The 25350-nt window shown below is 73.1% G+C and carries 22 protein-coding genes; 14 read left to right on the forward strand and 8 right to left on the reverse strand.

What is annotated here, in order from left to right; all coding sequences use genetic code 11:
• Positions 1-666 (reverse strand): biliverdin-producing heme oxygenase, encoded by a 666-nt coding sequence (locus AC3X7R_RS06940; RefSeq protein ID WP_489964842.1) that lies wholly within the window; start codon positions 664-666, stop codon positions 1-3.
• 147 nt (positions 667-813) lie between these two features.
• On the opposite strand from AC3X7R_RS06940, the gene AC3X7R_RS06945 reads away from it, so the two are divergent.
• The 6 genes from AC3X7R_RS06945 to AC3X7R_RS06970 are packed head-to-tail and all read left to right on the forward strand — an operon-like array spanning position 814 to position 7823.
• Positions 814-1923: a heme/hemin ABC transporter substrate-binding protein gene (locus AC3X7R_RS06945; protein ID WP_489964843.1), complete on the forward strand. Its 1110-nt coding sequence runs from the start codon at positions 814-816 to the stop codon at positions 1921-1923.
• Complete coding sequence (locus AC3X7R_RS06950; RefSeq protein WP_489964844.1) at positions 1920-2981, forward strand: FecCD family ABC transporter permease; 1062 nt, start codon at positions 1920-1922, stop codon at positions 2979-2981. Before AC3X7R_RS06945 ends, AC3X7R_RS06950 begins: the two co-directional genes overlap by 4 nt.
• Complete coding sequence (locus tag AC3X7R_RS06955; RefSeq protein WP_489964845.1) at positions 2978-3841, forward strand: heme ABC transporter ATP-binding protein; 864 nt, start codon at positions 2978-2980, stop codon at positions 3839-3841. Before AC3X7R_RS06950 ends, AC3X7R_RS06955 begins: the two co-directional genes overlap by 4 nt.
• Entirely contained in the window at positions 3829-5013 is a 1185-nt protein-coding gene (locus AC3X7R_RS06960) for a hypothetical protein (RefSeq protein WP_489964846.1), read from the forward strand. The genes AC3X7R_RS06955 and AC3X7R_RS06960 overlap by 13 nt, the downstream gene beginning before the upstream one ends.
• Entirely contained in the window at positions 5000-6310 is a 1311-nt protein-coding gene (locus AC3X7R_RS06965; protein ID WP_489964847.1) for a hypothetical protein, read from the forward strand. The genes AC3X7R_RS06960 and AC3X7R_RS06965 overlap by 14 nt, the downstream gene beginning before the upstream one ends.
• Before the next feature lie 40 nt (positions 6311-6350).
• The gene (locus AC3X7R_RS06970; protein ID WP_489964848.1) at positions 6351-7823 is read left to right on the forward strand and encodes an HtaA domain-containing protein; all 1473 of its coding nucleotides are present in this window, start codon (positions 6351-6353) and stop codon (positions 7821-7823) included.
• Between the two features lie 106 nt (positions 7824-7929).
• Here AC3X7R_RS06970 and AC3X7R_RS06975 read toward each other — a convergent pair whose 3' ends face one another.
• Both AC3X7R_RS06975 and AC3X7R_RS06980 read right to left on the reverse strand, forming a co-directional pair.
• Complete coding sequence (locus tag AC3X7R_RS06975) at positions 7930-8727, reverse strand: NAD-dependent epimerase/dehydratase family protein (RefSeq protein ID WP_489964849.1); 798 nt, start codon at positions 8725-8727, stop codon at positions 7930-7932.
• Positions 8727-9527 carry a purine-nucleoside phosphorylase gene (locus AC3X7R_RS06980; RefSeq protein WP_489964850.1) on the reverse strand — a complete coding sequence of 267 codons (801 nt, stop codon included), beginning with the start codon at positions 9525-9527 and terminating at the stop codon, positions 8727-8729. The genes AC3X7R_RS06975 and AC3X7R_RS06980 overlap by 1 nt, the downstream gene beginning before the upstream one ends.
• 60 nt (positions 9528-9587) lie before the next feature.
• Between AC3X7R_RS06980 and AC3X7R_RS06985 the strand changes: the two genes are divergently transcribed.
• Positions 9588-9956 (forward strand): VOC family protein, encoded by a 369-nt coding sequence (locus tag AC3X7R_RS06985; protein ID WP_489964851.1) that lies wholly within the window; start codon positions 9588-9590, stop codon positions 9954-9956.
• A 74-nt stretch (positions 9957-10030) separates the two neighbouring features.
• Positions 10031-11122 carry an FUSC family protein gene (locus tag AC3X7R_RS06990; protein WP_489964852.1) on the forward strand — a complete coding sequence of 364 codons (1092 nt, stop codon included), beginning with the start codon at positions 10031-10033 and terminating at the stop codon, positions 11120-11122.
• 12 nt (positions 11123-11134) lie between these two features.
• On the opposite strand, the gene AC3X7R_RS06995 is transcribed toward AC3X7R_RS06990, so the two are convergent.
• Entirely contained in the window at positions 11135-11587 is a 453-nt protein-coding gene (locus tag AC3X7R_RS06995) for a gamma-glutamylcyclotransferase (RefSeq protein ID WP_489964853.1), read from the reverse strand.
• A gap of 68 nt (positions 11588-11655) precedes the next feature.
• Here AC3X7R_RS06995 and lpdA point away from each other — a divergent pair, with 68 nt between their 5' ends.
• On the forward strand, positions 11656-13062 hold the full coding sequence (gene lpdA, locus AC3X7R_RS07000) for a dihydrolipoyl dehydrogenase (RefSeq protein ID WP_489964854.1): 1407 nt from the start codon (positions 11656-11658) through the stop codon (positions 13060-13062).
• Between the two features lie 4 nt (positions 13063-13066).
• Positions 13067-14479 carry an NAD(P)H-quinone dehydrogenase gene (locus AC3X7R_RS07005; protein WP_489964855.1) on the forward strand — a complete coding sequence of 471 codons (1413 nt, stop codon included), beginning with the start codon at positions 13067-13069 and terminating at the stop codon, positions 14477-14479.
• 16 nt (positions 14480-14495) lie between these two features.
• On the opposite strand, the gene serA is transcribed toward AC3X7R_RS07005, so the two are convergent.
• On the reverse strand, positions 14496-15686 hold the full coding sequence (gene serA / locus AC3X7R_RS07010) for a phosphoglycerate dehydrogenase (RefSeq protein ID WP_489964856.1): 1191 nt from the start codon (positions 15684-15686) through the stop codon (positions 14496-14498).
• Positions 15687-15755: 69 nt separating this feature from the next.
• Between serA and arfB the strand changes: the two genes are divergently transcribed.
• Positions 15756-16166 (forward strand): alternative ribosome rescue aminoacyl-tRNA hydrolase ArfB, encoded by a 411-nt coding sequence (gene arfB / locus AC3X7R_RS07015; protein ID WP_489964857.1) that lies wholly within the window; start codon positions 15756-15758, stop codon positions 16164-16166.
• A gap of 27 nt (positions 16167-16193) precedes the next feature.
• On the opposite strand, the gene AC3X7R_RS07020 is transcribed toward arfB, so the two are convergent.
• A complete protein-coding gene (locus tag AC3X7R_RS07020; RefSeq protein WP_489964858.1) occupies positions 16194-19571 on the reverse strand; it encodes a pyruvate carboxylase in 3378 nt (1125 codons plus the stop codon).
• Positions 19572-19771: 200 nt separating this feature from the next.
• Here AC3X7R_RS07020 and AC3X7R_RS07025 point away from each other — a divergent pair, with 200 nt between their 5' ends.
• Positions 19772-21028: a SpoIID/LytB domain-containing protein gene (locus tag AC3X7R_RS07025; protein ID WP_489964859.1), complete on the forward strand. Its 1257-nt coding sequence runs from the start codon at positions 19772-19774 to the stop codon at positions 21026-21028.
• A 42-nt stretch (positions 21029-21070) separates the two neighbouring features.
• On the opposite strand, the gene AC3X7R_RS07030 is transcribed toward AC3X7R_RS07025, so the two are convergent.
• Entirely contained in the window at positions 21071-22849 is a 1779-nt protein-coding gene (locus AC3X7R_RS07030; RefSeq protein ID WP_489964860.1) for an acetyl/propionyl/methylcrotonyl-CoA carboxylase subunit alpha, read from the reverse strand.
• A gap of 175 nt (positions 22850-23024) precedes the next feature.
• On the opposite strand from AC3X7R_RS07030, the gene AC3X7R_RS07035 reads away from it, so the two are divergent.
• Both AC3X7R_RS07035 and AC3X7R_RS07040 read left to right on the forward strand, forming a co-directional pair.
• Positions 23025-24221 carry an acyl-CoA dehydrogenase family protein gene (locus AC3X7R_RS07035; protein ID WP_489964861.1) on the forward strand — a complete coding sequence of 399 codons (1197 nt, stop codon included), beginning with the start codon at positions 23025-23027 and terminating at the stop codon, positions 24219-24221.
• Positions 24222-24251: 30 nt separating this feature from the next.
• Positions 24252-24722, forward strand: a complete 471-nt coding sequence (locus tag AC3X7R_RS07040) for a GtrA family protein (RefSeq protein WP_489964862.1) — start codon at positions 24252-24254, stop codon at positions 24720-24722.
• Here the strand turns inward: AC3X7R_RS07040 and AC3X7R_RS07045 are convergent.
• Positions 24711-25346, reverse strand: coding sequence for a Maf family protein (locus tag AC3X7R_RS07045; RefSeq protein WP_489964863.1), 636 nt, complete (start codon positions 25344-25346; stop codon positions 24711-24713). The genes AC3X7R_RS07040 and AC3X7R_RS07045 overlap by 12 nt on opposite strands.
• Positions 25347-25350 lie beyond the last annotated feature (4 nt).

The raw sequence follows: 25350 nt of genomic DNA on the forward strand, positions 1-25350 counted from the left end.
TCAGGGTCGGCGGAAGTGCGCCGTGTGCTCGGCCAGCTCGGCGAAGACCGCCTGGTTGTGGCTGAACGCGCGCTGGACCTCCGCGACGGCCTCCGCCTGCTGGGCCCCGTCGAGAGGGAGGGCGTCGAGCCGGGCGCGGTAGCCGTCCTTGTAGACCTTGACCTTCTCGATCGACTCGAACCGGTAGAACGACAGGCCGGCGCCACCCCGGTCGAAGTCGCGGTCGAGGATGCGGCCGATCGCCTGGCCGCCCGAGAGGTCGCCCAGGTAGCGGGTGTAGTGGTGGGCCACGAACCGGGCCGGGTGGTCGACGGTGGCGCGGATGCGCGCGGCGTACTCCTCGGCGGCCAGGCCGCGGCAGACCTGCTCCGCGTCGTCCCCGGTGCTCCAGGACTCGAGGTCGGCGTCGAGCGAGGGGAGACGCTCCAAGGCCGGGTCGTGGAGCGGTGCGACCAGGGGGTGCGCCGCCAGGGCGCGGGCGGTCTCCTCGAGCGCGGCGTAGACCGGGCGCAGCGAGCGCAGGTAGTTGACGTAGCCCGCCTCGTTGACCCGGCCGCCCATCAGGTCCTCGATGAACGTGGAGCTCTCGGCGGCGGCGTGCTGGGCCTGGGAGCCCTCGCGCAGTGCGGTCGACAGGGGGGCGGACGCGGCGTCCAGGACGGTCATGTCTGGGGTCTCCAGGGGGTCGGGGGCGAGGTGCCGGAGGGGGGCCGAGCGAGGCGGTTAGGTGATCCTAAGTTGGGTTAGGCTAACCTAAGCCCACGGGGTCGTGCTCGTAGCCCCGGTCCGGTACTCGTCGAGGAGAAGTTGAGAATGCTCAGGTCGCAGGCGCCCCGCGTGGCCGCCCTGGCGGCGGTGGTCGTCCTGGTCGCCGGCTGTGGGATCCAGGGCCCGGACCGGGCCTCCGGTACCGAGGCGTCGAGCGGGGTCAAGGCCGCACCGCCGGTGGCCGGCGTGACCCCGGCGGAGGACCCCCGGGCCTGGCGCGGCGCGGTGAGCGCCGGGGTGGACGTCTCCGACCTCAACCCGGTCGCGACCAGCCCCGAGCCCGCCCTGCCCGCCACCCTCACCGACGCGCAGGGGACCGAGGTGGTGGTCGAGGACGTCTCCCGGGTGCTCGCCCTCGACCTGCACGGCACGCTGTCGCGCACGGTCTTCGAGCTCGGCCTGGGTGACCGGCTGGTCGGCCGCGACCTCTCCACCGGCTTCGAGCAGGCCGCCGACCTCCCGCTGGTGACCGGGAACGGCCACGAGCTCAACGCCGAGGCGATCCTCGAGCTCGACCCGACCCTGATCATCACCGACACCTCCCTGGGGCCCTGGGACGTGGTGCTGCAGATGCGCGACTCCGGCATCCCGGTCGTCGTCGTGGAGTCCTCGCGGTCGCTGGACAACATCGACGAGGTGACCGCGACGACCGCCGCCGCCCTGGGCGTCCCGAAGGCCGGCGCGGCGCTGGTCGAGCGGATCTCGGACGAGGTCGCGGCGGTCCGCGCCGACATCGCCGAGGTGGCTCCCGAGGACGAGCGGCGGCGCCTGCGCACGATCTTCCTCTACGTGCGCGGCAACGCGGGCGTCTACTACATGTTCGGCAAGGGATCCGGCGCCGACGACCTGATCGACGCCGTCGGTGCCTACGACGTGGCCGAGGAGATCGGCTGGTCCGGGATGCGCCCCGTCACCGCCGAGGGGCTCGTGGCCGCGGCGCCCGAGCTGGTGGTCATGATGCGGGGCGGCCTGGAGTCGACGGGCGGAGTCTCCGGACTGCTGGAGAGGCTCCCGGCCCTGGCCAACACGCCTGCCGGGCGCAACGAGCGCTTCGTCGACATCGAGGACTCCCTGGTCCTCGGCTACGGCCCGCGGACCGCCGACGTGCTCAACGCCCTGGCCGTCGCCGTCCACGCTCCGCAGGAGCTGGCGTGAGCCTGAGCCTGCCGCTGCCCCCGACGGGCACCAGCAGGCGCGCCGTCCTGGTCACCCTCGGTGCCCTGCTGCTGGTGGCGGTGACGGTCGCCGCCGGTGCCGGCCAGCTCCACATCCCCGCCGCCGAGGTCGTGGGCTCGGTGCTCAACCGCCTCGGGCTCGACGTGACCTCCCTCCCCACCCACCCCCAGGGCGAGTCCACCCTGTGGCAGGTCCGGTTCCCGCGACTGGCGATGGCCGTCCTGGTCGGAGCATCGCTCGGCGTCGCCGGCGCGGTGATGCAGGGGGTCTTCGGCAACCCGCTCGCCGAGCCCGGTGTGGTCGGTGTCTCCGCCGGCGCCGCCCTCGCCGCGGCTGCGGTCATCGTCTTCGACGTCGTCGCGCTGGGCCAGTGGACGCTCCCGGTCGCCGCGTTCCTCGGCGGCCTGGTCACCACCGTCGCGGTCTACCTGCTCTCCCGGGACTCCGGTCGCACCGAGGTCGTCACCCTGGTCCTCACCGGCGTCGCGGTCAACGCCATGGCGGGCGCCGCCCTGGCCTTCCTGATGTTCCTCGGGGACACCCAGGCGCGCGAGGAGATCGTCTTCTGGCAGCTGGGCAGCCTCAACGGCTCCCGGGCCGAGCAGGTGCTGGTCACCGTGCCGGTCGCGCTCGTCGGCATCGTGGCGGCCGTGCTCCTCTCCCGCCGGCTCGACCTGCTCGCGCTGGGGGACCGGGGCGCCAAGCACGTCGGGGTCGACGTGGAGCGCCTCCGGATGGCCAGCATCGTGGTGGTCGCGGTGCTCACCGCGGCGGCGGTCTCCTTCGCCGGCATCATCGCCTTCGTCGGGCTCATCATCCCGCACCTGCTGCGGATGGTCGTGGGCCCCGGACACCGGGCCCTGGTGCCCAGCTGCGCGCTGGGCGGGGCGCTCCTGCTGGTCCTCGCCGACCTCTGGGCGCGCACCGCGATCGCCTACGCCGACCTGCCGATCGGCATGCTCACCTCACTGGTGGGTGGTCCGGTCTTCTTCTGGCTGCTGCGCAGGGCACGTCGTACGGCGGGGGGCTGGGCATGACGGCCACCCGCGGCCCTGCGGCCGCTCCGGCCCTGCGCGCCCGAGAGGTCGGCGTCGAGATCGACGGGCGCCACATCCTCCGCGACGTCTCCTTCGAGGTGAGCCCGGGCGAGCTGGTCGCCCTCGTCGGGCCCAACGGAGCCGGGAAGTCGACCCTGCTGGCCGTGCTCGCCGGGGACCGGCGCCCGGACAGCGGCGAGGTCGAGCTCGCAGGCCGTCCGCTCGCGACCCAGTCGGCCGCCGAGATGGCTCGGAGGCGGGCGGTGCTGCAGCAGAAGCAGACGCTGGCCTTCGGCTTCCGGGTGCGCGAGGTGGTCGAGATGGGGCGCGCGGTCTGGCGTCGCACGGCGCGCGCCGAGCACGACGACGTCCGGGTCCAGGAGGCGATGGAGGTGGCCGAGGTCGACCACCTGGCCGCCCGGGTGGTGCCCACCCTCTCCGGGGGCGAGCAGGGACGGGTGGCCTTCGCCCGGATGCTCGCCCAGGAGGTCGAGGTGCACCTGCTCGACGAGCCGACCGCCGCGCTGGACATCCGCCACCAGGAGGCCCTGCTCTCCCACGCGCGGCGCAGCGCCGCGGCCGGGGCCGCCGTCGTCGTGGTGCTGCACGACCTGAGCCTCGCGGCCGCCTTCGCCGACCGGATCTGCGTCCTCGCCGCGGGTGCGGTGCGGGCGGTCGGACGCCCCGCCGAGGTGCTGACCTCCGCCCTGCTCACCGAGGTCTACGAGCACCCGGTCGAGGTCGTCGACCACGCCGGCAACCTCCTGGTCCTTCCGGTGCGCGGCCCGGTCCCCGCGACCGCCGCCGACCCCGCTCCCTTCCCGACCGTCGTCCCCGAGGAGGCCACGTGCCCGTCCTGAGCTCCCGGAGGTGGCTGCCGCAGCGCGTGACCGCCCTCGTCCTCGCCCCGGCCCTGGCGCTGCTCCTGCTGCTCGGCACGGTGCTCCTGGGCCAGGCTCCCGCCCAGGCGGCGGGACGCGTGGTGGTGGACAACGACGGGCGCGGTCAGGTCATCGACTCGCGGTACTCGACCGAGCTCAGGGTCTCGGGTCAAGGGTTCCAGTCGGTCAAGGGCGGACACGGCGGCCTCTACGTCTGGTTCGGCACCGTCAGCGGGCGTTGGCAGCCCAGCAAGGGCGGCCGGTCGGGCACGGACTACGTCTACGTCCCCGACAGCGAGTCCCGCAGCAATGCCGGCTTCCAGCGCTACGTGGCCTTCCCGGGCTCGGACACCGCCTCCTCGGCCAACGGCGGCACGATGACCGCCGACGGCTCCTGGTCGGTGCGGCTGCTCGTGCCGGGTCCGACGTTCCAGGGAGTCGGGCGCGACGGCACCGCCCGGACCGTGGACTGCCGCAAGGTGACCTGCGGCGTCATCACCGTCGGCGCGCACGGGGTGCACAACGCCAACAACGAGACCTTCACCCCGGTGCGGGTCGCCGACCTCACGCCGGCCGCGAGCCCGGGTGAGTCCGTGGCTCCGGAGGCGGGGACGTCGACGACGGAGACCCCGCGCGGCGCGGCCACCGAGGACGACCGGGACGTGGTTGCGCCCGCCGCGCCCGCCGCACCGGCGAAGCAGAGCAGGCAGGGCAAGCCCGCGCTCCGGGTCGACCGGGCGTCCGCGGTGCCCGGACGGGCGCTGTCGTTCGTCGCCCGCGGACTGCGCCCGGGTGAGCAGTTCACCGTCGTCCTCGACGACGGGCTCGCGGCCAGCGGGCCGCACACGGTGGGCGCGGACGGCCGGGCGGTCGGAGTCGTCGGGCTGCCGGCGGGGCTGCCCGGAGGCACCCACGAGCTGCGCCTCTTTGGCGGCGGCCGGGAGGCCTCGGTGATGTTCGGGGTGAGCACGGACGCCGCCCCGGCCGCGGAGGTCGAGCCCGGGGCGGGCGGCGCCGCGGCGACGAGCTCCTCCTGGTGGTCGGAGGAGGCCCCGGCGACCGTCTTCCTCGTGGTCTGCGCGCTCCTCTTCGCGGGCGCGCTGGGCCTGGCGTTGAGCCGTGTCGTGAGGAGCCGCCGTGCGCACGCCTGAGCGCGCCCGGGCCGGGCTGGCCGTGACGGCCGCCGCGCTCCTGCTCGCCCTCGGTGTCGGGGTGCCCCCGGCCGGCGCGTCCACGGGGCTGGAGGAGCCGGCCCCGAGCACGGCGCTCGAGGTCTCCGACGTGGTCTTCGCGTGGAGCCTCAACGAGCAGACCAACGCGCGCTCGCACAACCCGACGGCCATCAACTTCCTCGCCGCCGGGGTGGCCGACCCGGGCCGCGGCGGCGCGACGCTCCCGTCCTCGAAGTGGTCGCCGACCGCGGGGAACACCACCATCGAGAAGCTCGACGCCGCGGGGACCTGGCAGACCGCCACCTGGCAGGGGCTGGGCACCGACGCCCACGGCGCGCCGATCGACCTCTACGGACCGTTCAGCGGCCACCGGGTGAAGGTGGCCGGCGGCGCCGGGACCGTGGACCCGGTCGCCGAGGACGCCTCCCTGGCGTGGACGGGCACCTTCACGGTCGTCTACTACGCAGGCAACACCGTCTTCACCGTCTCCGACCCGCAGCTCAGCCTGAGCGGCGGTGCCGGGGAGGTCACCGCGGTGCTCGGGGGATGGCTGGCGGACCGCACGGACACCCGGACCTGGACCCCCGTGGAGGGCCGCCGCGTCGCGATCGCGACCCTCTCCGGGGTCGACGTGACGGAGACCGGCCTGGTCGCCACCCCGGCCTACGGCGGCGTCGAGGTGACCGGCTCGGTCCCGCAGCGGCGTACGGGGGAGCACTGGGGGAGCTTCCCGGCGCCGATGATCGACTTCCTCTCGCCCCTCGGGGTGGACCAGTTCTGGTACTCGACCGGTCTCCAGTCGGACTGGACCAAGCTGCCCAGCCCGGTCGTGGTCGGGTACGCCGGGACGCTGCCGGAGGCGCCGGCCCCCACCCGGGGCCCCGCGGCCACCAAGCCGACCCCGGCGCCGGCGAAGGTGACCAACCCGGTCAGGCCCAGCCCCTCGCCCAGCCCCTCGCCCAGCCCCTCGCCCAGCCCTTCGCGCGGCCCCGCGAAGTCCGCGCAGGCGGGTCCGGTGGACCCGGTGGAGCCCGCCCCGCCGGTCGCCGGAGGCCCGGAGGACAGCGTGCCGGCGGACGTCGTACCCGACGCCGGGCCCGCGGCCCCGCAGGCGGTGGGCGCGCCGCTCTCCCTGCAGGCGGACCTGGTCGCGGCGGACGTCACCTCCCTCGCGGCCGCCAGCTCCGAGACCGTCCATCCGGGCTGGTGGGCCGGGGGAGCGCTGCTGCTCGCCGGCGCGCTGCTCCTCCTGCTCCCGGCCCGTAGACCCTCCTGAGCCTTCCTCCCTCCACCCAGCACCACCGAAAGGAACACCCATGTCCACCTCCCGTTCCACACGCCGCATCGCGGCCGGAGCAGCAGGCGCCCTGGTGGCCGGTCTCGCGACCGTCGCCACCGTGTCGGCTCCCGCCCAGGCCGCACCGGCCACCGGGGCCCTGACCTGGAACATCTCCCAGCAGTTCGTCGAGCACCTCTTCTTCAGCCGGTTCGGGCAGAGCACGCCGATGCCCAGCACCGCCACCGGCACGGTGAGCGACGGCGCGACGCACACCGCCGGTGACCCCGGCACCGGCGCCGACGACCTCTTCACCTTCCCCGCCGCGAGCGTCGAGACCGACGGGGGCGCCACGGTGCGTACCTACCGCGGCACGGTCCGCGGCGCGTTCGTGGCGGCCGGGGCCGAGCAGTACTCGGTCGTCGTCTCCGACCCCTCGGTCGTCACGCAGGCCGACGGCACCGGCGAGATCCGGGCGACCGTCTCCGCCGCCAACATCGGCAGGGCCGGCGGCGCGCCCGCCGCCAGCACCGCCCCGACCTCGGTCACCGTCGCCGAGTTCTCCGGCGCCACCTCCACGCCGGAGAGCGTCGTGGCGACCCCCGACTGGGCGGGCGTCCTGGCACCCGGCTCCGACGTCGCCGTCGAGCTGGGCGCCGTCGCACCGCACCCGGTGGACGGCAAGTCGTTCCACCCCGAGTTCCTCGGCGCGCTGACCCCGGGCGTGCGGGGGCACTTCTACTTCACCAGCAGCGGTGACCACAAGCGTCCCGGTGCGTTCGCGGCCTCCGCGACCGCGAGCGCCCCCTCGGTCAGCGCGACCGTGACCGGTGCGGACGTCACCGACGGGGTGACGGTCAAGGTCGAGGGCAAGGGGTTCAACCCCACGACCAACCCGGGCGACGCGGGCGTCTACGTCGCCCTGGCCCCCGCCGGCACCGCGATCGACTACGGCAACCGCGCGAGCCTCGCCACCATGGCGGCGGTCAGCTACGTGATGCCGGGCGACTTCTCCGGTGACGCCTTCACCACCGTGCTCAACGCCCCGACCGAGAAGCTCGTCGCGGGCACGCAGTACGCGGTCTTCACCTGGCAGGCGCACACCCACTCCAACACCACCCAGGACACCGTCACCCCGGTGGCGATCGACTGGAGCTTCCTGGCCCAGCCGGCTCCCGCCCCCACGCCTGCCCCCGTCCCCGCCCCCGTGCAGAAGGTGGCGCTCAAGGCGAAGGCGAAGCTCGCGACCGCGCCGACCACCCGCAAGGCGGGCCGGGTCGTGGTTACCCTCAAGGGCAAGGCCGGCCCCGCGACCGGCCGCCTCAAGGCGACCCTCAAGGTCCCGGGCAAGAAGAAGGCCGTCCAGGTCAAGCCCAAGCTCAACAAGCGCGGCAAGGCGGTCATCAAGCTGCCGAAGGGCAAGCGCGGCGCCTACAAGCTGGTCGTCCGCTTCACCGGCGACGACAGCTACACCAAGGCCCGCAAGGTCGTGAAGTTCCGCATCACCCGCTGACCTCGTCCGTCACTTGAATCCCCGCCTGGCCGGTGATCCGCAGGGTTAGTGGGGCATACATGCCCCACTAACCCTGAAGATCCCCGCCCAGGCGGGGATCCCTGCGTCACCCCCGCGGCAGGGCGGGGCGCCAGAACTCCTCGCCGGCGAAGGGGCCCCCGACGTGCGCGGCCTCGGCGGGGTCCTCGGGGCGCGGCGCGATCTCCCCGGCGTACGACGAGGCGTCGTCCTGCGGCTCGTAGCCCAGGGCCCGGCCGGGCTCGAGGTCCCACCAGGCGTCGGTGTTGGCCGAGATGCCGTAGAGCACCGCGAAGCCGGGCGCCCGCGCGGTCAGCGCGGCCTCGACCATCCGCACGCAGTCGCCGTGGGAGAGCCAGGTCGAGAGGTGGCGGGCGGTGGTGGGGCGGGGGAGGAACGAGCCGATGCGGCAGGCCACCGCGTCGACGCCGTAGCGGTCGGCGTACAGGCTCATCACCGCCTCCGCGGCGACCTTGCCGACGCCGTAGAAGGTGTCGGGCCGCGGCCGGGCGTCGACGCCGACGCAGTCGGTGCGGGGGGTCCGCCCGACGGCGTGGTTGCTCGAGGCGTAGACGAAGCGGTCCACCCGGTGGGCGACGCAGGCGTCGAGCAGTGCCGCGGTGGTCAGCACGTGGGAGGAGAACGACCCGGGGAGGTCGAGCTCGTCGGGGTGGCCGGCGAGGTGGACGACGGCGTCCAGGGGCTGGGCGGCGAAGACGGCGTCGACGGCGTCGGGGTCCGTGCAGTCGCCGAGGTGCCAGGCGACGTCGACGCCCTCGGGGGCGGGGACCAGGTCGAGGCCGACGACCTCGTGCCCGGCCTCGGCGAGCCCGGGCAGCACGACCCGCCCGATGGAGCCGGCGGCGCCGGTGACCAGGACCCGCATCAGATCCGCGGGACCAGGTCGCCGAGGAGGGCGCCCATCCGGGTGGCGGCCGAGCGGCCGGCCTCGAGGACCTCCTCGTGGTTGAGCGGCTCCCCGCTGATCCCGGCCGCGGCGTTGGTGACCAGGCTGATCCCCAGCACCTCCATGCCCGCCTCACGGGCGGCGATCGCCTCCAGGGTCGTGCTCATCCCGACGAGGTCGCCGCCGATCGCGCGGACCATGCGGATCTCGGCGGGCGTCTCGTAGTGGGGGCCGGGGAACTGCACGTAGACACCCTCGTCGAGGCTGGGGTCGACCTCCCGGCACAGCGCCCGCAGCCGGCTGGAGTAGAGGTCGGTGAGGTCGACGAAGTGGGCGCCCTCGATCGGCGAGGTGGCGGTGAGGTTGATGTGGTCGCTGATCAGCACCGGCGTGCCCGGAGCCCACGTCTCGCGCAGACCGCCGCACCCGTTGGTCAGGACGATGGTGCGGCACCCGGCGGCGGCCGCGGTGCGCACCGGGTGGACGACGGCCCGCACGCCCTTGCCCTCGTAGAAGTGGGTGCGGGAGAGGAAGACCAGGACGTCGGAGTCGCCGACCCGGATGCTGCGGATCTTGCCGGAGTGTCCCGCCACGCCGGCGGCGTGGAAGCCGGGGAGGTCGGTGGTGGAGATCTCGGCGGTCGCCGGTCCGAGCGCGTCGACGGCGGGCAGCCAGCCGGAGCCGAGCACGAGGGCCACGTCGTGGGAGTCGACGCCGGTGAGCTCACGCAGAGTCGAGGCGGCCGCGGAGGCCAGGGCTGAGGGATCGGTCTCGGTCACCCACCGATCCTAGGCAGCGTCCCTCTGGTCGAGCCACTCCGCAGGGTGCAGGCTGGGACGATGATCGATCACCTCGGCATCAACGTCACCGACCTGGGACGCGCCAGCGCCTTCTACGACCGCGTCCTGGGCGTGCTGGGGCATCGGCGGCTCATGGAGCACGGGGTCGCCATCGGCTACGGGACCGATCACCCGAGCTTCTGGATCGGGACCTTCGACGAGGTCGGGCCCAATCGCGAGGTCCATGTCGCCTTCGCCGCACCGGATGCCGCCACCGTGCGCGAGTGGTTCGCGGAGGCGGTGGCGGCCGGTGCCGAGGTGCTGCACGAGCCGCGGCTGTGGCCGGAGTACCACGAGGGGTACTACGGGGCCTTCGTGCGCGACACGGAGGGCAACAACGTCGAGGCCTGCTGCCACAGCGGCGAGTGAGCGGCGAGTCATGCCGCGGCCCTCGCGTCGTGGGTGAGGATGTGCGTGTGCCGGTTCACCCGCGGGTCCAGCGCATGAGAGAGCTCGTGCCGCGGATGACGCTGCGCGACAGGTGCCGGGCCGTCGCGCGGCGGTGGCGCCAGCTGCTCCGGCTCGCGGCCGCGACCGCCGCCGCGTTCGCGTTCTCCACCCATGTCCTGGGCCACCAGCAGGCCTTCTTCGCCCCCATCGCCGCGGTGATCGTGCTGGTCGCCGGGGTGGGGCTGCGTCAGCGCATGCTGCTCGAGCCCGTCCTGGGAGTGGCCGTGGGAGTGCTGGTGGGTGAGCTGTTGATCCTGGCCATCGGCCGGGGCGCGTGGCAGCTCGCCCTGGTCGTCGTGCTGGCCACGGCCTCCGCGCTCTTCGCCGGGCTCAAGGGGGTGGCGATCACCCAGGCCGCGAACTCGGGGGTGCTGATGGCCGCGGTGGTCCCGGTGGCGGGGGCCGACAACCCGGCGGTGACCCGGTTCCTCGACGCGCTGGTCGGCGGTTTCTGCGGCCTGGCGATGGTGCTGCTGCTGCCGCGCAACCCCACCCGCGACCTCACCCGGGAGGTGCGTCCCCTGCTCGAGGAGCTGGAGCGGATCCTGGAGGCCGTGGCCCGCGCGATGCGCTCCGGTGACCTGGCGCTCGCCGAGGCGGCACTGGCCAGGGCGCGGAGCATGCAGGGCGACGTCACCACGGCTCAGAACACCGCCGCGAACGTCGCCGAGGTGGCGGCCATGTCCCCGGTGCGGTGGCGCCACCGCAGCGAGGTGGCCCGCTACGCCGGGGCCCTGGGCGACATCGACAACGCGATCCGCGACGCCCGGGTGCTGGCGCGCCGGGTGGCTTCGATGCTGCGGCTGGGCGAGGAGTGCACCGACCTGATGTGCTCCTCGGTGGAGGCGCTGGCCCGCGGAGTGCGGATCTTCGAGTCGGGGCTGGGGGAGAGGCCCGACACCGAGGAGATGCACGAGGCGAGGGAGGAGCTGGTCGAGTCGGTCCGCTTGGCGGTGGCGTCGCTGACCGACGAGATGACCCTCAACCGGGCGGCCGTCGCCTCGCAGGTGCGCTCGCTGGCCGCCGATGTCCTCTTCGCGAGCGGGATGAGCCGCGACGAGCTGGACGTGCGCCTCAACTTCTGAGGCGGACGGCGCTCAGAGGCCGGTCGAGCGGCACGGGCGCTGGCGCAGCGCGGCGACGTAGTCGTCGGGGGCGGCCGCCGCCTCGGCGGCGTCGGCGAGGACCCCGAGGTAGGAGGCACTGGGCAGTCCGCCCTCGTAGGCGTCGAGCACGTAGGCCCAGGCGGTCACCTCGCCGGCGAGGGTGGAGACCCGCACCCGGGTCTTGCGGTAGAGGCCGGTGTCGGCCGACTCCCAGCCGTCGAGGGCCGCCTCGTCCTCGCCGCCGATGTCGTAGACGGCGACGAAGACCTGCTCGGCAGCGTCCTGGACGATGGTCGGCAGTGCGCCGTCCCAGCCGTGCTCCTCGCCGCCGAAGGTGAGCCGCCAGCCGGTCAGCCAGCCCGTGCCCCGCAAGGGGGAGTGCGGGCAGCGCTCACCCATCCGACCGGGGTCGAGGTTGGTGCCGTAGGCGGCGTACAGCGTCACGGGGTGCAGGCTATCGCGCAGCGGAGGTGGGTTACGCCGCCCACCGGCCGCAGCCTAGGCTGTGGGTCGTGACTGACTCCGCACACTTCGACGTCGTTGTCCTCGGTGCCGGCCCCGGCGGGTACGTCGCCGCCATCCGCGCCGCCCAGCTCGGCAAGTCCGTGGCAGTGGTCGAGAAGCAGTACTGGGGCGGGGTGTGCCTCAACGTCGGCTGCATCCCCTCCAAGGCCCTGCTCAAGAACGCCGAGCTCGCCCACACGCTCACCCACGAGAAGGCCAAGTTCGGCATCGAGGGCGAGGTGACGATGTCCTTCGGCCCCACCCACAAGCGGTCCCGCCAGGTGAGCGCCGGCATCGTCAAGGGCGTCCACTTCCTGATGAAGAAGAACAAGATCACCGAGATCGACGGCTGGGGCACCCTGACCTCGCCGACCTCGATGGACGTCGCGATGAACGACGACTCCACCCGGTCCCTGACCTTCGACGACCTCATCATCGCCACCGGCGCGACCGTGCGGATGCTGCCGGGCATGGAGGTCAGCAAGAACGTCGTGACCTACGAGGAGCAGATCCTCGACGAGGAGCTGCCCGGCTCGATCATCATCGGAGGCTCCGGCGCGATCGGCGTCGAGTTCGCCTACGTGATGAAGAACTTCGGCGTCGACGTCACCATCGTGGAGTTCCTGGACCGGATGGTGCCCACCGAGGACGCCGACGTCTCCAAGGAGCTGCTCAAGCAGTACAAGAAGCTCGGCGTCAAGGTCATGCTGTCGACCAAGGTCGAGAACGTCGAGGACACCGGTGAGGGCGTGCGGGTCACCGTCAGCCCGGCGGCCGGCGGCGACTCCCAGGTCATCGAGGCCGACAAGATGCTGGCGGCCTTCGGGTTCGCCCCCCGCCTCGAGGGCTACGGGCTCGACGAGATCGGGGTGAAGACCACCGAGCGCGGTGCGATCGCGGTCGACGAGCGAGGACGCACCAACATCGAGCACGTCTACGCGATCGGCGACGTCACCGGCAAGATGATGCTGGCCCACGTGGCCGAGGCGATGGGGATCGTGGCGGCCGAGACGATCGCCGGCGCCGAGACCATGGAGATCAACTTCGACATGATCCCGCGGGCGACGTACTGCCAGCCGCAGATCGGGTCGTTCGGCTACTCCGAGGAGCAGGCCAAGGAGAAGGGGTACGACGTCAAGACGTCGACCTTCCCCTTCAGCGCCAACGGCAAGGCGGCGGGCCTGGGCGAGACCGTGGGCTTCGTCAAGGTGGTGGCCGACGCCAAGTACAACGAGATCCTCGGGGCCCACATGATCGGGCCCGACGTGACCGAGCTGCTCCCGGTGCTCACCCTGGCCCAGCAGTGGGACCTCACCGCCGACGAGGTCTCGCGCAACGTCTTCGCCCACCCGACCTTGTCCGAGGCGGTCAAGGAAGCCGTCCACGGCATCGCCGGCCACATGATCAACTTCTGACGTCGTGGCCACCCGAAACCCGTCCACCGACCGGGTCGTCATCATCGGAGGAGGCCCCGGCGGCTACGAGGCCGCGCACGTCGCGGCCCAGCTGGGTGCCACGGTGACCGTCGTGGACAGCGACGGGATCGGCGGCTCGGCCGTGATCACCGACTGCGTGCCGTCCAAGACGCTGATCGCCACCGCCGAGGTGATGACCGAGCTGACCACCGCGGCCGAGCTCGGCGTGAGCTTCGTCGACCCCGAGGGCGACTCCGCCGCCCGGGTGGTCGTCGACCTGGGCCGGGTCAACGCCCGGGTCAAGGCGCTGGCCGCCGAGCAGTCCGCGGACATCCAGCGACGCCTGGAGCGCGACGGCGTCCGGGTGGTGCGCGGCCACGGCCGGCTGGCCGGGCCGCAGCAGGTGGTCGTCGACCTCGCCGACGGCGGCACGGAGACGCTCGACTCCGACGCGATCCTGGTCGCCACCGGCGCCGCGCCCCGCACCCTGCCGAGCGCCCAGCCCGACGGCGAGCGGATCCTGACCTGGGAGCAGGTCTACGACCTGACCGAGGTGCCCGAGAGCCTCGTGGTGGTGGGGTCCGGGGTGACCGGGGCGGAGTTCGCCTCCGCCTACCTCGCGCTCGGCATCCCGGTCACCCTGGTCTCGTCGCGCGACCGGGTGCTCCCCGGCGAGGACGCGGACGCGTCCGCCGTGCTGGAGGAGGTCGCCGTACGCCGCGGCATGAACGTGCTCTCGAAGTCGCGGATGGAGTCGGTCACCCGCGAGGGCGACCGGGTGACCGTCACCCTCACCGACGGCCGCACGGTCGAGGCCTCCCACTGCGTGCTCGCCCTCGGGTCGGTCCCCAAGACCGCCGGCCTCGGCCTCGAGGAGGCGGGGGTCCGGCTCGACGAGGGCGGCTTCATCCGGGTCGACCGGGTCTCGCGGACCGCCGCCCGCGGCGTCTACGCGGCCGGTGACTGCACCGGCGTGCTGATGCTGGCCTCGGTGGCGGCGATGCAGGGGCGGATCGCCATGTGGCACTTCCTCGGCGACGCGGTCGCGCCGCTGGACCTGAAGAAGGTCTCCTCCAACGTCTTCACCGCCCCCGAGATCGCGACGGTGGGCTGGTCGCAGCAGGCGGTGGACAACGGCGAGATCGACGCCGAGGTGGTGACCCTGCCGCTGGCGGGCAACGCGCGCGCCAAGATGCAGGGGGTCAAGGACGGCTTCGTCAAGCTCTTCTGCCGTCCCGGCACGGGCATCGTGGTGGGCGGGGTCGTCGTCGGTCCGCGGGCCAGCGAGCTGATCCACCCCGTCTCGCTGGCGGTGGCCGAGTCGCTCACCGCCGACCAGCTCGCCCAGGCCTTCACGGTCTACCCGTCGATGAGCGGGTCCCTCGCGGAGGCCGCCCGGCGGCTGCACCGGGTCTGACCCGGCGCCCGGCACCTCAGTAGGTGCGGACCCACAGGGTGTGCTCGGAGGCGCGCAGCTCCTCCATCGACGCGGGGGAGAGGTCGCTGGTGGCGTCGGTGACCACATAGCCGATGGGGCCGTGGGTCGCGAGCTGCTGACCGGTGATGTTGTCGCCCTCGGCGGCCAGCAGGGTGTTGAAGCCGGCGAGCACGCCGGGCACGTTGTGGTGCAGGATGCCGATCCGGTGCCCGTCGAGCCGCGGCGGCTGGACCTGGGGCAGGTTGACCGAGAGCGTGGTGCTCCCCTCGAAGGCGAAGCCCAGCAGCTTGCCGGCCACGAACCAGCCGATCTCCTCCTGCGCCTCCTGCGTGGAGCCGCCGACGTGCGGGGTGAGGATGACGTTGTCGAGGCCGCGGAGCACCGACTCGAACTCGTCGCCCTGTGCCTTCGGCTCCACCGGGAAGACGTCGAGGGCGGCCCCGGCGATGTGGCCCGAGAGCAGGTTGTCGCGCAGCGCGACGTCGTCGACGACCATGCCGCGCGAGGCGTTGATGAAGAGCGAGCGAGGCTTCATGGCGGCGAACTGGCGGGCGCCGAAGAAGCCCTGGTTGCCCGGTCGCCCGTCGATGTGGAGGCTGACCACGTCGGCGACCGCGAGCAGCTCGTCCAGGGAGCCCATCCGCTGGGCGTTGCCGTGGGCGGGCCGGTCGGCGGTGTCGTAGAAGACGACGCGGAGGCCGAGGGCCTCGGCGAGGTTGGAGAGCTGGGTGCCGATGTTGCCGTAGCCGACGATGCCCAGGGTGCGGCCCCGTACCTCGTGGCTGCCTCGCGCCGACTTGTCCCAGATGCCGTCGTGCATCCGCTGGATCTTCTCCGGGAGGCGTCGGGCGAGGGCGATGATCTCGCCGATCACCAGCTCGACGACGCTGCGGGTGTTGGAGTAGGGAGCGTTGAAGACCGCCACTCCGCGCGCGGCCGCCGCCGCCAGGTCGACCTGGTTGGTGCCGATGCAGAAGCAGCCGATCGCGATCAGCTCGGGTGCCGCGTCGAGGACGGCGGCGGTCACCTTGGTGTTGGAGCGGATGCCGAGCAGCGAGACGCCGTCGAGCGCCTGGATCAGCTCCTGCTCCGAGAGGGAGCCGGCGCGCAGCTTGACCTCGATGCCGCGGCTCTCGAGCGACTCGACGGCGCGGGGGTGGATGTTCTCCAGGAGCAAGGCCTTCATGGCGCCACACTATGCAATGGGGGCGACGGTGCCTGACGGGTGCTCCGGTCTCGGACGCATACTGGGGGCATGAGTCGCCCGGGACGGGTCGTCATCGACGACAGCGAGCTGACCTGGCGTTTCTCCCGATCCTCCGGCCCCGGCGGGCAGCACGTCAACACCAGCGACACCCGGGTGGAGCTGCTGTGGTCGCTGACCGGGACGACGGCGCTCACCGCCCAGCAGAAGGAGCTCGCCGCGCAGCGCCTGGGCGGCCGGTTGGTCGACGGGACGCTGACGGTCGCCTCCTCGGAGTACCGGTCGCAGCACCGCAACCGGGAGGCGGCGAAGGCGCGCCTGGTCGAGCTGGTCACCGAGGCGGTGGTGCCGCCGCGGCCGCGGCGCCGGACGCGGCCCACCAAGGGATCGGTGGAGCGCCGGCTGGTGGCCAAGAAGCGGCGCGGCGACGTCAAGCAGGGCCGCCGCGGCTCCTGGGAGTGAGACCTGCCGCCGGCTGCCGGCGTCGGCTCACTCCAGCACGAGCAGGAGGTCGCCGCCCTCGACCTGGCGGGTCTGGCCCACCACCACGCGTGCCACCCGGCCGGCGGACGGGGCGGTGATCGCCGCCTCCATCTTCATCGCCTCGATCGTGGCCACGGTGTCCCCGGCCGCCACCCGATCGCCCTCGGCGACCATCACGGTGACGGCGCCCTGGAACGGCGCCGCCACCTGGCCGGGCGCGCCCGGGTCGGCCTTCTCGGTGGCCTGGACGTCGGAGGAGACTGCGCGGTCGCGCACGCTGACCGGACGCAGCTGACCGTGCAGGGTGGCCATCACCGTCCGGTAGCCCCGCTCGTCCGGGTCGCCGATCGCCTGGAGGCCGAAGATCACCTGCTTGCCCTGGTCGAGGGTCACCTCGAGCTCCTCGCCCTGCTGGAGGCCGTAGAGCCAGCCCTGGGTGGGCAGCACCGAGAGGTCGCCGAAGGTGGCCCGGGCCTTGCGGAACTCGGCGGTCGGACCGGGGAACAGCAGCTCGTTGAGGGTCTCGCGGGGCCGCTCCTCCAGGCCCTGGCGCTGCTCGGGGGTCAGGGTCTCGGCCGGCTTCCGCCAGCTGCGTCCCTCCAGCGCCCGGGTGCGGAACGGCTCGGGCCAGCCGCCGGGCGGGTCGCCGAGCTCACCGTGCAGGAACCCCACCACCGAGTCGGGGATGTCGAAGCGCCCCGGGTCCTCGGCGAAGTCGGCGGGGTGGGCCCCCACCGCGACCAGGTGCAGGGCGAGGTCGCCGACGACCTTGGAGGAGGGGGTCACCTTCACGACGTTGCCCAGGATGGCGTTCGCCGCGGCATACATGTCCTCGATCTGCTCGAACTTCTCGCCGAGGCCCAGCGCGATCGCCTGCTGGCGCAGGTTGGAGAGCTGGCCGCCGGGGATCTCGTGGGTGTAGACGCGCCCGGTGGGTGAGAGCAGACCCGACTCGAAGGGCGCGTAGAGGCGCCGGGTGGCCTCCCAGTAGGGCTCCAGGCTGCACACCGCCTCCAGCGAGAGGCCGGTCTCGCGCGCGGAGTGGTCGGTGGCCGAGACGAGGGCCGAGAGAGGGGGCTGCGAGGTGGTGCCGGCCATCGGGGCGGCGGCGGCGTCCACCGCGTCCACGCCGGCCTCGATGGCGGCGAGCAGGGTGGCCAGCTGCCCTCCCGGGGTGTCGTGGGTGTGCAGGTGCACCGGCAGGTCGAAGCGCTCCCGCAGGGCGGTCACCAGGGTCCGGGCCGCGGGTGCTCGAAGCAGCCCGGCCATGTCCTTGATGGCGAGCACGTGGGCGCCCGCCTCGACGATCCGCTCGGCCAGGCGGAGGTAGTAGTCGAGGGTGTAGAGCCGCTCCCGGGGGGAGGAGAGGTCCCCGGTGTAGCAGAGCGCCACCTCGGCGACGGTGGTCCCGGTGGCCCGGACGGCGTCGATGGCGGGCCGCATCTGGTCCACGTCGTTGAGGGCGTCGAAGATGCGGAAGACGTCGATGCCGGTGCGGGCCGCCTCGGCGACGAAGGCCTCGGTCACCTCCGTGGGGTACGGCGTGTAGCCCACGGTGTTGCGTCCCCGCAGCAGCATCTGGAGGCAGACGTTGGGCAGCGCCTGGCGCATCGCCGCGAGCCGGTCCCACGGGTCCTCGCCGAGGAAGCGGAGCGCCACGTCGTAGGTGGCGCCGCCCCAGGCCTCCACCGACCACAGGGACGGGGTGAGGCGGGCCACGTGACCGGCGACCTGGACCAGGTCGCGGGTCCGCACCCGGGTGGCGAGCAGGGACTGGTGGGCGTCGCGGAAGGTGCTGTCGGTGACGGCCACCCCGCTGGCGGCCCTCAGCTCCGCGGCGAACGCCTCGGGACCGAGCGCCAGCAGCCGCTGGCGCGTGCCGTCGGGGGCGGGCACCGCGAGGTCGAGCGGCGGGAGCTTGGTGGCCGGGTCGACCTCGACCGGGCAAGGACCGTGGGGCTGGTTGACGGTGACGTCGGCCAGGTGGGCCAGGAGCGCGGTGCCCCGGTCGGCGTCGGCCTGGATGGAGAGCAGCTGGGGGTGGTCCTCGATGAAGGAGGTGGTGACCCGGCCGGCGGCGAAGTCGGGGTCGGCCAGCACCGCCTCCAGGAAGGCCAGGTTGGTCGTCACCCCCCGGATGCGGAACTCCGCCAGCGCCCGGCGGGCCTTCTGCACCGCCAGCTCGTGGGTGCGGCCGCGGCAGGTGAGCTTGGCGAGCAGCGAGTCGAAGTGGGCGCTGACCTCGGCGCCGGTGTACGTCGTGCCCCCGTCCAGCCGCACGCCCGCACCGCCGGGGGAGCGGTAGGTGGTGATCTTGCCGGTGTCGGGGCGGAAGTCGTTGGCGGGGTCCTCGGTGGTGATCCGGCACTGCAGTGCGGCACCGCGCAGCACCAGCGACTCCTGGCTGAGGCCCAGGTCGGTCAGGGTGGCGCCGGCGGCGATCCGCAGCTGGGACTGCACCAGGTCGACGTCGGTGACCTCCTCGGTCACGGTGTGCTCGACCTGGATCCGCGGGTTCATCTCGATGAAGACGTAGTCGCCGGCGGGGTCCAGCAGGAACTCGACGGTCCCGGCGTTGCGGTAGCCGATCTCGCGCGCGAACCGGACGGCGTCGGCGCACATGCGCTCGCGCAGCTCGGGGTCGAGGTGGGGAGCGGGGGCGATCTCGACGACCTTCTGGTGCCGGCGCTGCACCGAGCAGTCGCGCTCGAAGAGGTGCATGACGCCGCCTTCGCCGTCGGCGAGGATCTGGACCTCGATGTGCCGGGGGTCCACCACGGCCTGCTCGACGAAGACCGTGCCGTCGCCGAAGGCCCCTTCCGCCTCCCGCATGCACGCCTCGATGGCCGCCCGCAGCTGCGCGGGGTCGTCGACCCGGCGCATGCCCCGGCCTCCCCCGCCGGCCACCGCCTTCACGAAGAGCGGGTAGGGGATCGCCTCGGCGGCGACGAGGAGCTCCTCCACGTCGGCGGAGGGGGCGGTGCCGGCCAGCGTCGGCACACCCGCGGCGTGGGCTGCCGCGATCGCCCGCGACTTGTTGCCGGTGAGCGTGAGCACCTCGGCCGACGGGCCGACGAAGGTGAGCCCCGCGTCGGCGCACGCCTCGGCCAGCAGCGGGTTCTCGGAGAGGAAGCCGTAGCCGGGGTAGACGGCGTCGGCGCCGGACCTCAGCGCGGCCGCCACGATCGCGCCGGGGTCGAGGTAGGCGCGGACCGGGTGGCCGCGCTCGCCGATCTCGTAGGCCTCGTCGGCTCGCAGCCGGTGCTCGGACCAGCGGTCCTCGTGCGGGAAGACGGCCACCGTCCGCGCGCCGACCTCGTGGGCCGCGCGGAAGGCACGGATCGCGATCTCGCCGCGGTTGGCCACCAGCACCTTGTTGAACATGTCAGGACGGTAGTCGCAGCGACCCGCCACGGGGCCACGGGTCCGGGTGCCGAGAGGGTCCCTGGCGACGCCGTCGCGGGCGGGGGGAACTACAGGGGAGTAGTTCACCGGTTCCGTTTGTGCGTCGTGGAGCGGTGTGTTTCCCTGCCATGTCACTGCTGTCACAGGGGACCCGACGGTCCCGAGAGATGAGCTGCCCGATGCGTCCCCGTCCTCTTCCCGCGTGTGCCGTCCGAGTCGCGACGCTGGCGGCCGCGCTGGTGCTGGTGCCGCTCGCGCCGGGAGCCGTGGCCACCGAGCCGGCGGCGTCCCCTCCGCTCGCCACCGCCGAGACCTGGACGGTCCTCGGCTCCTCGGCGGTGCGGATCGTGGGCCGCGGCTACGGGCACGGGCACGGGATGTCCCAGTACGGCGCGGAGGGCGCGGCCCGCGCCGGCCTCACCCACCAGCAGATCGCCGAGTTCTACTACCCGGGCACCCAGTGGGGTGCCGCCTCCGGCAAGGTCCGGGTGCACCTCACCGCCGACACCACCGACGACGTCATGGTCAGCGCCCGCCCCGACATCACCCTTAAGGACCTCGCCTCCAAGAAGCGGTGGCGACTCCCGGAGGGCCGCGCCCGCCAGTGGCGCCTGACCACCAACGCGAGGAACCGGGCCGTGGTGCAGTGGCGCGCCCGTGGTGCCTGGCGGCAGTGGAAGATGCTGGCCGGCGACGGTGAGCTCTCCGCACCGGGCGGCCTCACCCTGATCACGCCCACCGGGTCGACCACCTACCGCGGCAAGCTGCGCGCCGCCTCTCCGTCCCCCGGCAGCCGGGAGCGCGACACCGTCAACGTGCTCTCCCTGGAGAACTACCTGCTGGGTGTCGTCCCGTTGGAGATCCCCGCGTCGTGGAGTCCCGAGGCGGTCCGAGCCCAGTCCGTGGCCGCCCGCACCTACGCCGCCTTCGAGCGGTCGCAGCCCCTCGCACGGCACTACCAGATCTGCGACACCACCGCCTGCCAGGTCTACGGCGGCAAGTCGGCCGAGCACCCGCTGGCCACCGCGGCCGTCCGGGCCACCTCCCAGCAGGCGCTCACCGTGGACGGCGCGCCGGCCTTCACGCAGTTCGCCTCCAGCAACGGGGGCTGGAGCTCGGCGGGGTCGAGGCCCTACCTGGCCGCCCAGGCGGACCCCTACGACGGCTGGGCCGGCAACCCCAACCACGTGTGGGAGGTGACGCTCGGCGACGAGCAGCTCGAGGCGGCCTGGCCGCGGCTTGGCGACCTCCAGCAGATCACCGTCACCGGTCGCGACGGCAACGGCGAGTGGGGAGGCCGGGTGGTCTCCATGACGCTGGTCGGCAGCGCCGGTCAGGTCGAGGTCACCGGGGACCAGGTGCGCAGCGCGCTCGGGCTGAGGTCCAGCTGGTTCACCTTCGAGGTCACCACGCGCAGCGCCCGCGGCGCCTGGTAGGCACCGCGGGCGCTGGCTGCTCGGACCGCTCGGTCTAGAGGGTCAGTCCTTCAGCTCGCAGATGACCGCGCCGCTGGTGACGGTCGCCCCGACCTCGGCGACCAGGCCGGAGACGGTGCCCGCCTTGTGCGCCTTGAGCGGCTGCTCCATCTTCATCGCCTCGATGACCACCACGACGTCGCCCTCGGCGACCTCCTGGCCCTCCTCGACGGCGACCTTGACGACGGTGCCCTGCATGGGGCTCGTGACGGAGTCGCCGGAGGCGGCCGCGGCCGCCTTCTTGCCGCCGCTGCGCTTGGGCTTGCGGGCGCCGTTGCCGGCAGCGCCGCCGCCGAGCCCGGCCAGCCCGGCGGGGATCACGACCTCGAGACGGCGACCGCCGACCTCGACGGTGACCTTCTGCCTCTCGTCGGCCTCGGGCGCCTCGCCGGCGTCGCCGGAGTAGGGCTCGATCTGGTTGTCGAACTCGGTCTCGATCCAGGTGGTGTAGACCTCGAACGAGCCCTCGCCGGACGGGGTGGAGGCGCCGACGTAGGCCGGGTCCTCGACCACCGCCGCGTGGAACGGGATGACCGTCGGCATGCCGTCGACCTCGAACTCGGCCAGGGCGCGGCGCGAGCGCTCCAGCGCCTGGGTGCGGTCGCGGCCGGTGACGATGAGCTTGGCGATCAGCGAGTCGAAGGCGCCGGGGATCGTCTCGCCCTTCTCGTAGCCGCCGTCGAGCCGGATGCCGGGGCCGCTCGGGGGCGACCACTGGGTCAGCGTGCCGGGGGCGGGCATGAAGTTGCGGCCGCCGTCCTCGGCGTTGATCCGGTACTCGATCGAGTGCCCGCGGATCTCCGGGTCGCCGTAGCCGAGCTCTTCGCCGGCGGCGATGCGGAACATCTCGCGGACCAGGTCGATCCCGGTCACCTCCTCCGAGACGCAGTGCTCGACCTGGAGGCGGGTGTTGACCTCGAGGAAGGAGATGGTGCCGTCGGCCGCGACGAGGAACTCGCAGGTCCCGGCGCCGACGTAGCCGGCCTCCTTGAGGATCGCCTTCGACGACTCGTAGAGACGGGCGACCTGGTCCTCGGTCAGGAACGGCGCGGGCGCCTCCTCGACCAGCTTCTGGTGGCGGCGCTGCAGCGAGCAGTCGCGGGTCGAGACGACGACCACGTTGCCGTGCTGGTCGGCGAGGCACTGGGTCTCGACGTGGCGGGGGCGGTCGAGGAACTTCTCGACGAGGCACTCGCCGCGGCCGAAGGCGCCGACGGCCTCGCGGACCGCCGACTCGTAGAGCTCGGGGATCTCCTCCAGGGTGCGCGCGACCTTCAGGCCACGGCCGCCGCCGCCGAAGACCGCCTTGATCGCGACCGGGAGGCCGTTGGCCTTGGCGAACTCGACGACCTCGTCGGCGTCCTGGACCGGGTCCTTGGTGCCGGGGGCGAGCGGGGCGTTGGCCTTCTGGGCGATGTGCTTGGCCTTGGCCTTGTCGCCCAGGCTCTCGATCGCCGCCGGCGGGGGACCGATCCAGACCAGGCCGGCGTCGAGCACGGCCTGGGCGAACTCGGCGTTCTCGGCGAGGAAGCCGTAGCCGGGGTGCACGGAGTCGGCGCCCGAGCGCTTCGCGACCGCGATGATCTTCGCGATGTCGAGGTAGGAGTCGGCCGGGGTGGTGCCGTCCAGCGAGTGTGCCTCGTCGGCGAGACGCACGAAGAGGGCGTCGCGATCGGGCTCCGCGTAGACCGCCACGCTGCCGATGCCGGCGTCCTTGCACGCACGGATCACACGGACGGCGATCTCGCCGCGATTGGCGATGAGGACCTTCTGCAAGCTCACTCCGGGCTCCTGACACACATGTACGACGGGGGTGCGAACCACCGCAGATTACCTGCCGCTGCCGACGCGGCACGGCGGGGTCTGTGCCACGGACACAAGAGGGGCCGGTCGGTCCCGCGCGGGACCTGGTCGGCGGTGGTTAACAAACGTTAACTTCGGCGGGTAGCATCGCGCCATGACGTTCGAACTGTCCCGTGAGCACGAAGAGTTCCGTCGCAGCGTCCGCGACTTCGCCGAGGCCGAGATCGCCCCGCACGCCGCGCAGTGGGACCGCGACCACCACTTCCCGACCGACGTGGTCCAGAAGATGGGCCAGCTGGGGCTGATGGGCCTGACCGCTCCGGAGGAGCTCGGTGGCGCCGGGATGGCCGGCGAGGACGGGGGCTTCACCAGCCTGTGCCTGGCGATCGAGGAGATCGGGCGCGTCGACCAGTCGATGGGCATCACCCTCGAGGCGGCCGTGGGGCTCGGCATCAACCCGATCCTCACCTACGGCACCGCCGAGCAGAAGCAGGAGTGGCTCCCCGACCTGGTGGCCGGGCGTCGGCTGGCCGGGTTCGGGCTCACCGAGCCGGGTGCCGGCTCGGACGCCGGCGCCACCCGGACGCGGGCCGAGCTGGTCGACGGCGAGTGGGTGGTCAACGGCGCCAAGCAGTTCATCACCAACTCCGGGTCGCAGATCACCAGCCTGGTCACCGTGACCGCGCGCACCGGCGAGCTGGCCGACGGCCGCCCCGAGCTCTCCACGATCATGGTGCCCGCCGGCACCCCCGGCTTCGTGGCGGAGAAGTCCTACGACAAGCTGGGCTGGCACGCCTCCGACACCCACCCGCTCTCCTTCGAGGACGTCCGGGTGCCCGAGGCGAACCTGCTGGGGGAGCGAGGCCGCGGCTACGCACAGTTCCTGGCGACCCTCGACGACGGCAGGGTGGCGATCGCCGCCCTCGCGGTCGGCTGCATCCAGGCCTGCCTGGACCTGAGCCTCGCCTACGCGGGCGAGCGCCAGACCTTCGGGGGACCCATCGGCCGCAAGCAGGGCGTCGCCTTCCAGGTGGCCGACCTCCAGGTCATGCTCGACGCCAGCCGGCTGCTCACCTACCGCGCCGCCGCGATGAAGGACGCGATGGACGCCGGGGCGCCCGTGACCACCCGGGAGTTCAAGCAGGCCGCGGCGGTGGCGAAGCTCTACTCCACCGAGTCGGCGGTCAGCGCGACCCGGATCGCCACCCAGGTCTTCGGCGGCTACGGCTTCATGGAGGAGTACCCCGTGGCGCGCCTCTACCGCGACGCCAAGGTCCTGGAGATCGGCGAGGGCACCTCCGAGGTGCAGCGGATGCTGATCGCCCGCGGGCTCGGCCTCCCGGTGGAGTGAGGGCGGACGCTCGCGGGTTAGCCTCTTCCCATGCCACGAGGTAAGAGGCGGGTCGCCGCCGACGCCACGAGGTTCCTCGTGGTCGGGGCGGTCGCCACCACTGTGGCCCTGGTGATCTTCAACGGCCTGGTGCACGGCTTCACCAGGGGGTCGGAGGCGCCGCTCAACGACCGGCCCGAGCTGGCCTACTTCCTGGCCAACGTGGTCGGCATGCTGGTGAGCTTCCGCGGCACCCGCGACTGGGCGTTCCGCAACCGCGGCATCCGGCACGGCGACGGCGGGCGGACCGCCTTCGTGGTGATCAACCTGGTGACCATGCTGATCCCCATGGGCTTCCTGATGATCAGCCGCAACCTGCTGGGCCTCGACGACCCCGTCTCGGACAACATCGCGGCCAACGTCCTCGGCCTCTTCGTCGGTACGACGGTGCGGTTCCTGCTGCTGCGTCAGTACGTCTTCCCGCGCACCTTCGAGGTGACCACGCAGGTCTCAGGCCGCTGACCACAGGGAGTGCCAGGTGGTGCCCAGGCGTGCCGCCAGCTCCCGCAGCAACGGCAGGCTGACGCCCACCACGTTGTGGTGGTCCCCCTCGATGCCGGCGACGAAGGCACCCCCGAGCCCGTCCACGGTGAACGCCCCGGCCACGTGCAGCGGCTCCCCGGTGGCGACGTAGGCGGCGATCTCCTCGTCGCTCACGTCGGCGAAGTGCACGGTGGTGCTCGCGGTCGCCTCCACGGTGCGTCCGGTGGCCGAGTCGGCCAGGCAGTGGCCGGTGTGCAGCACCCCGCTGCGCCCGCGCATCTCCCGCCACCGCGCGGTGGCCTCCTCCGCCGTGCCGGGCTTGCCCAGGGCGCGTCCGTCCAGCTCGAGGACGGAGTCGCAGCCGAGGACCAGGGCCCCGGGGGGCACCTCGTCACGCGGCAGGACCGCCGCGCACTTCATGGCGGCGAGCCGCAGCGCGAGCTCCGCGGGCGGCAGCCCCGTGACCTGCTCCTCGTCGACGCCGGAGACGATCACGACCGGCTCGATGCCGGCGCTGCGCAGGGTCGCCAGGCGGGCGGGGGAGGCCGAGGCCAGCACCAGGGTGGTCGCCGGCCCCGTGGCGGGGTTCGTCTGACTGCTCACCGGC

The sequence above is a fragment of the Nocardioides sp. Z22_16 genome, assembly GCF_058134365.1.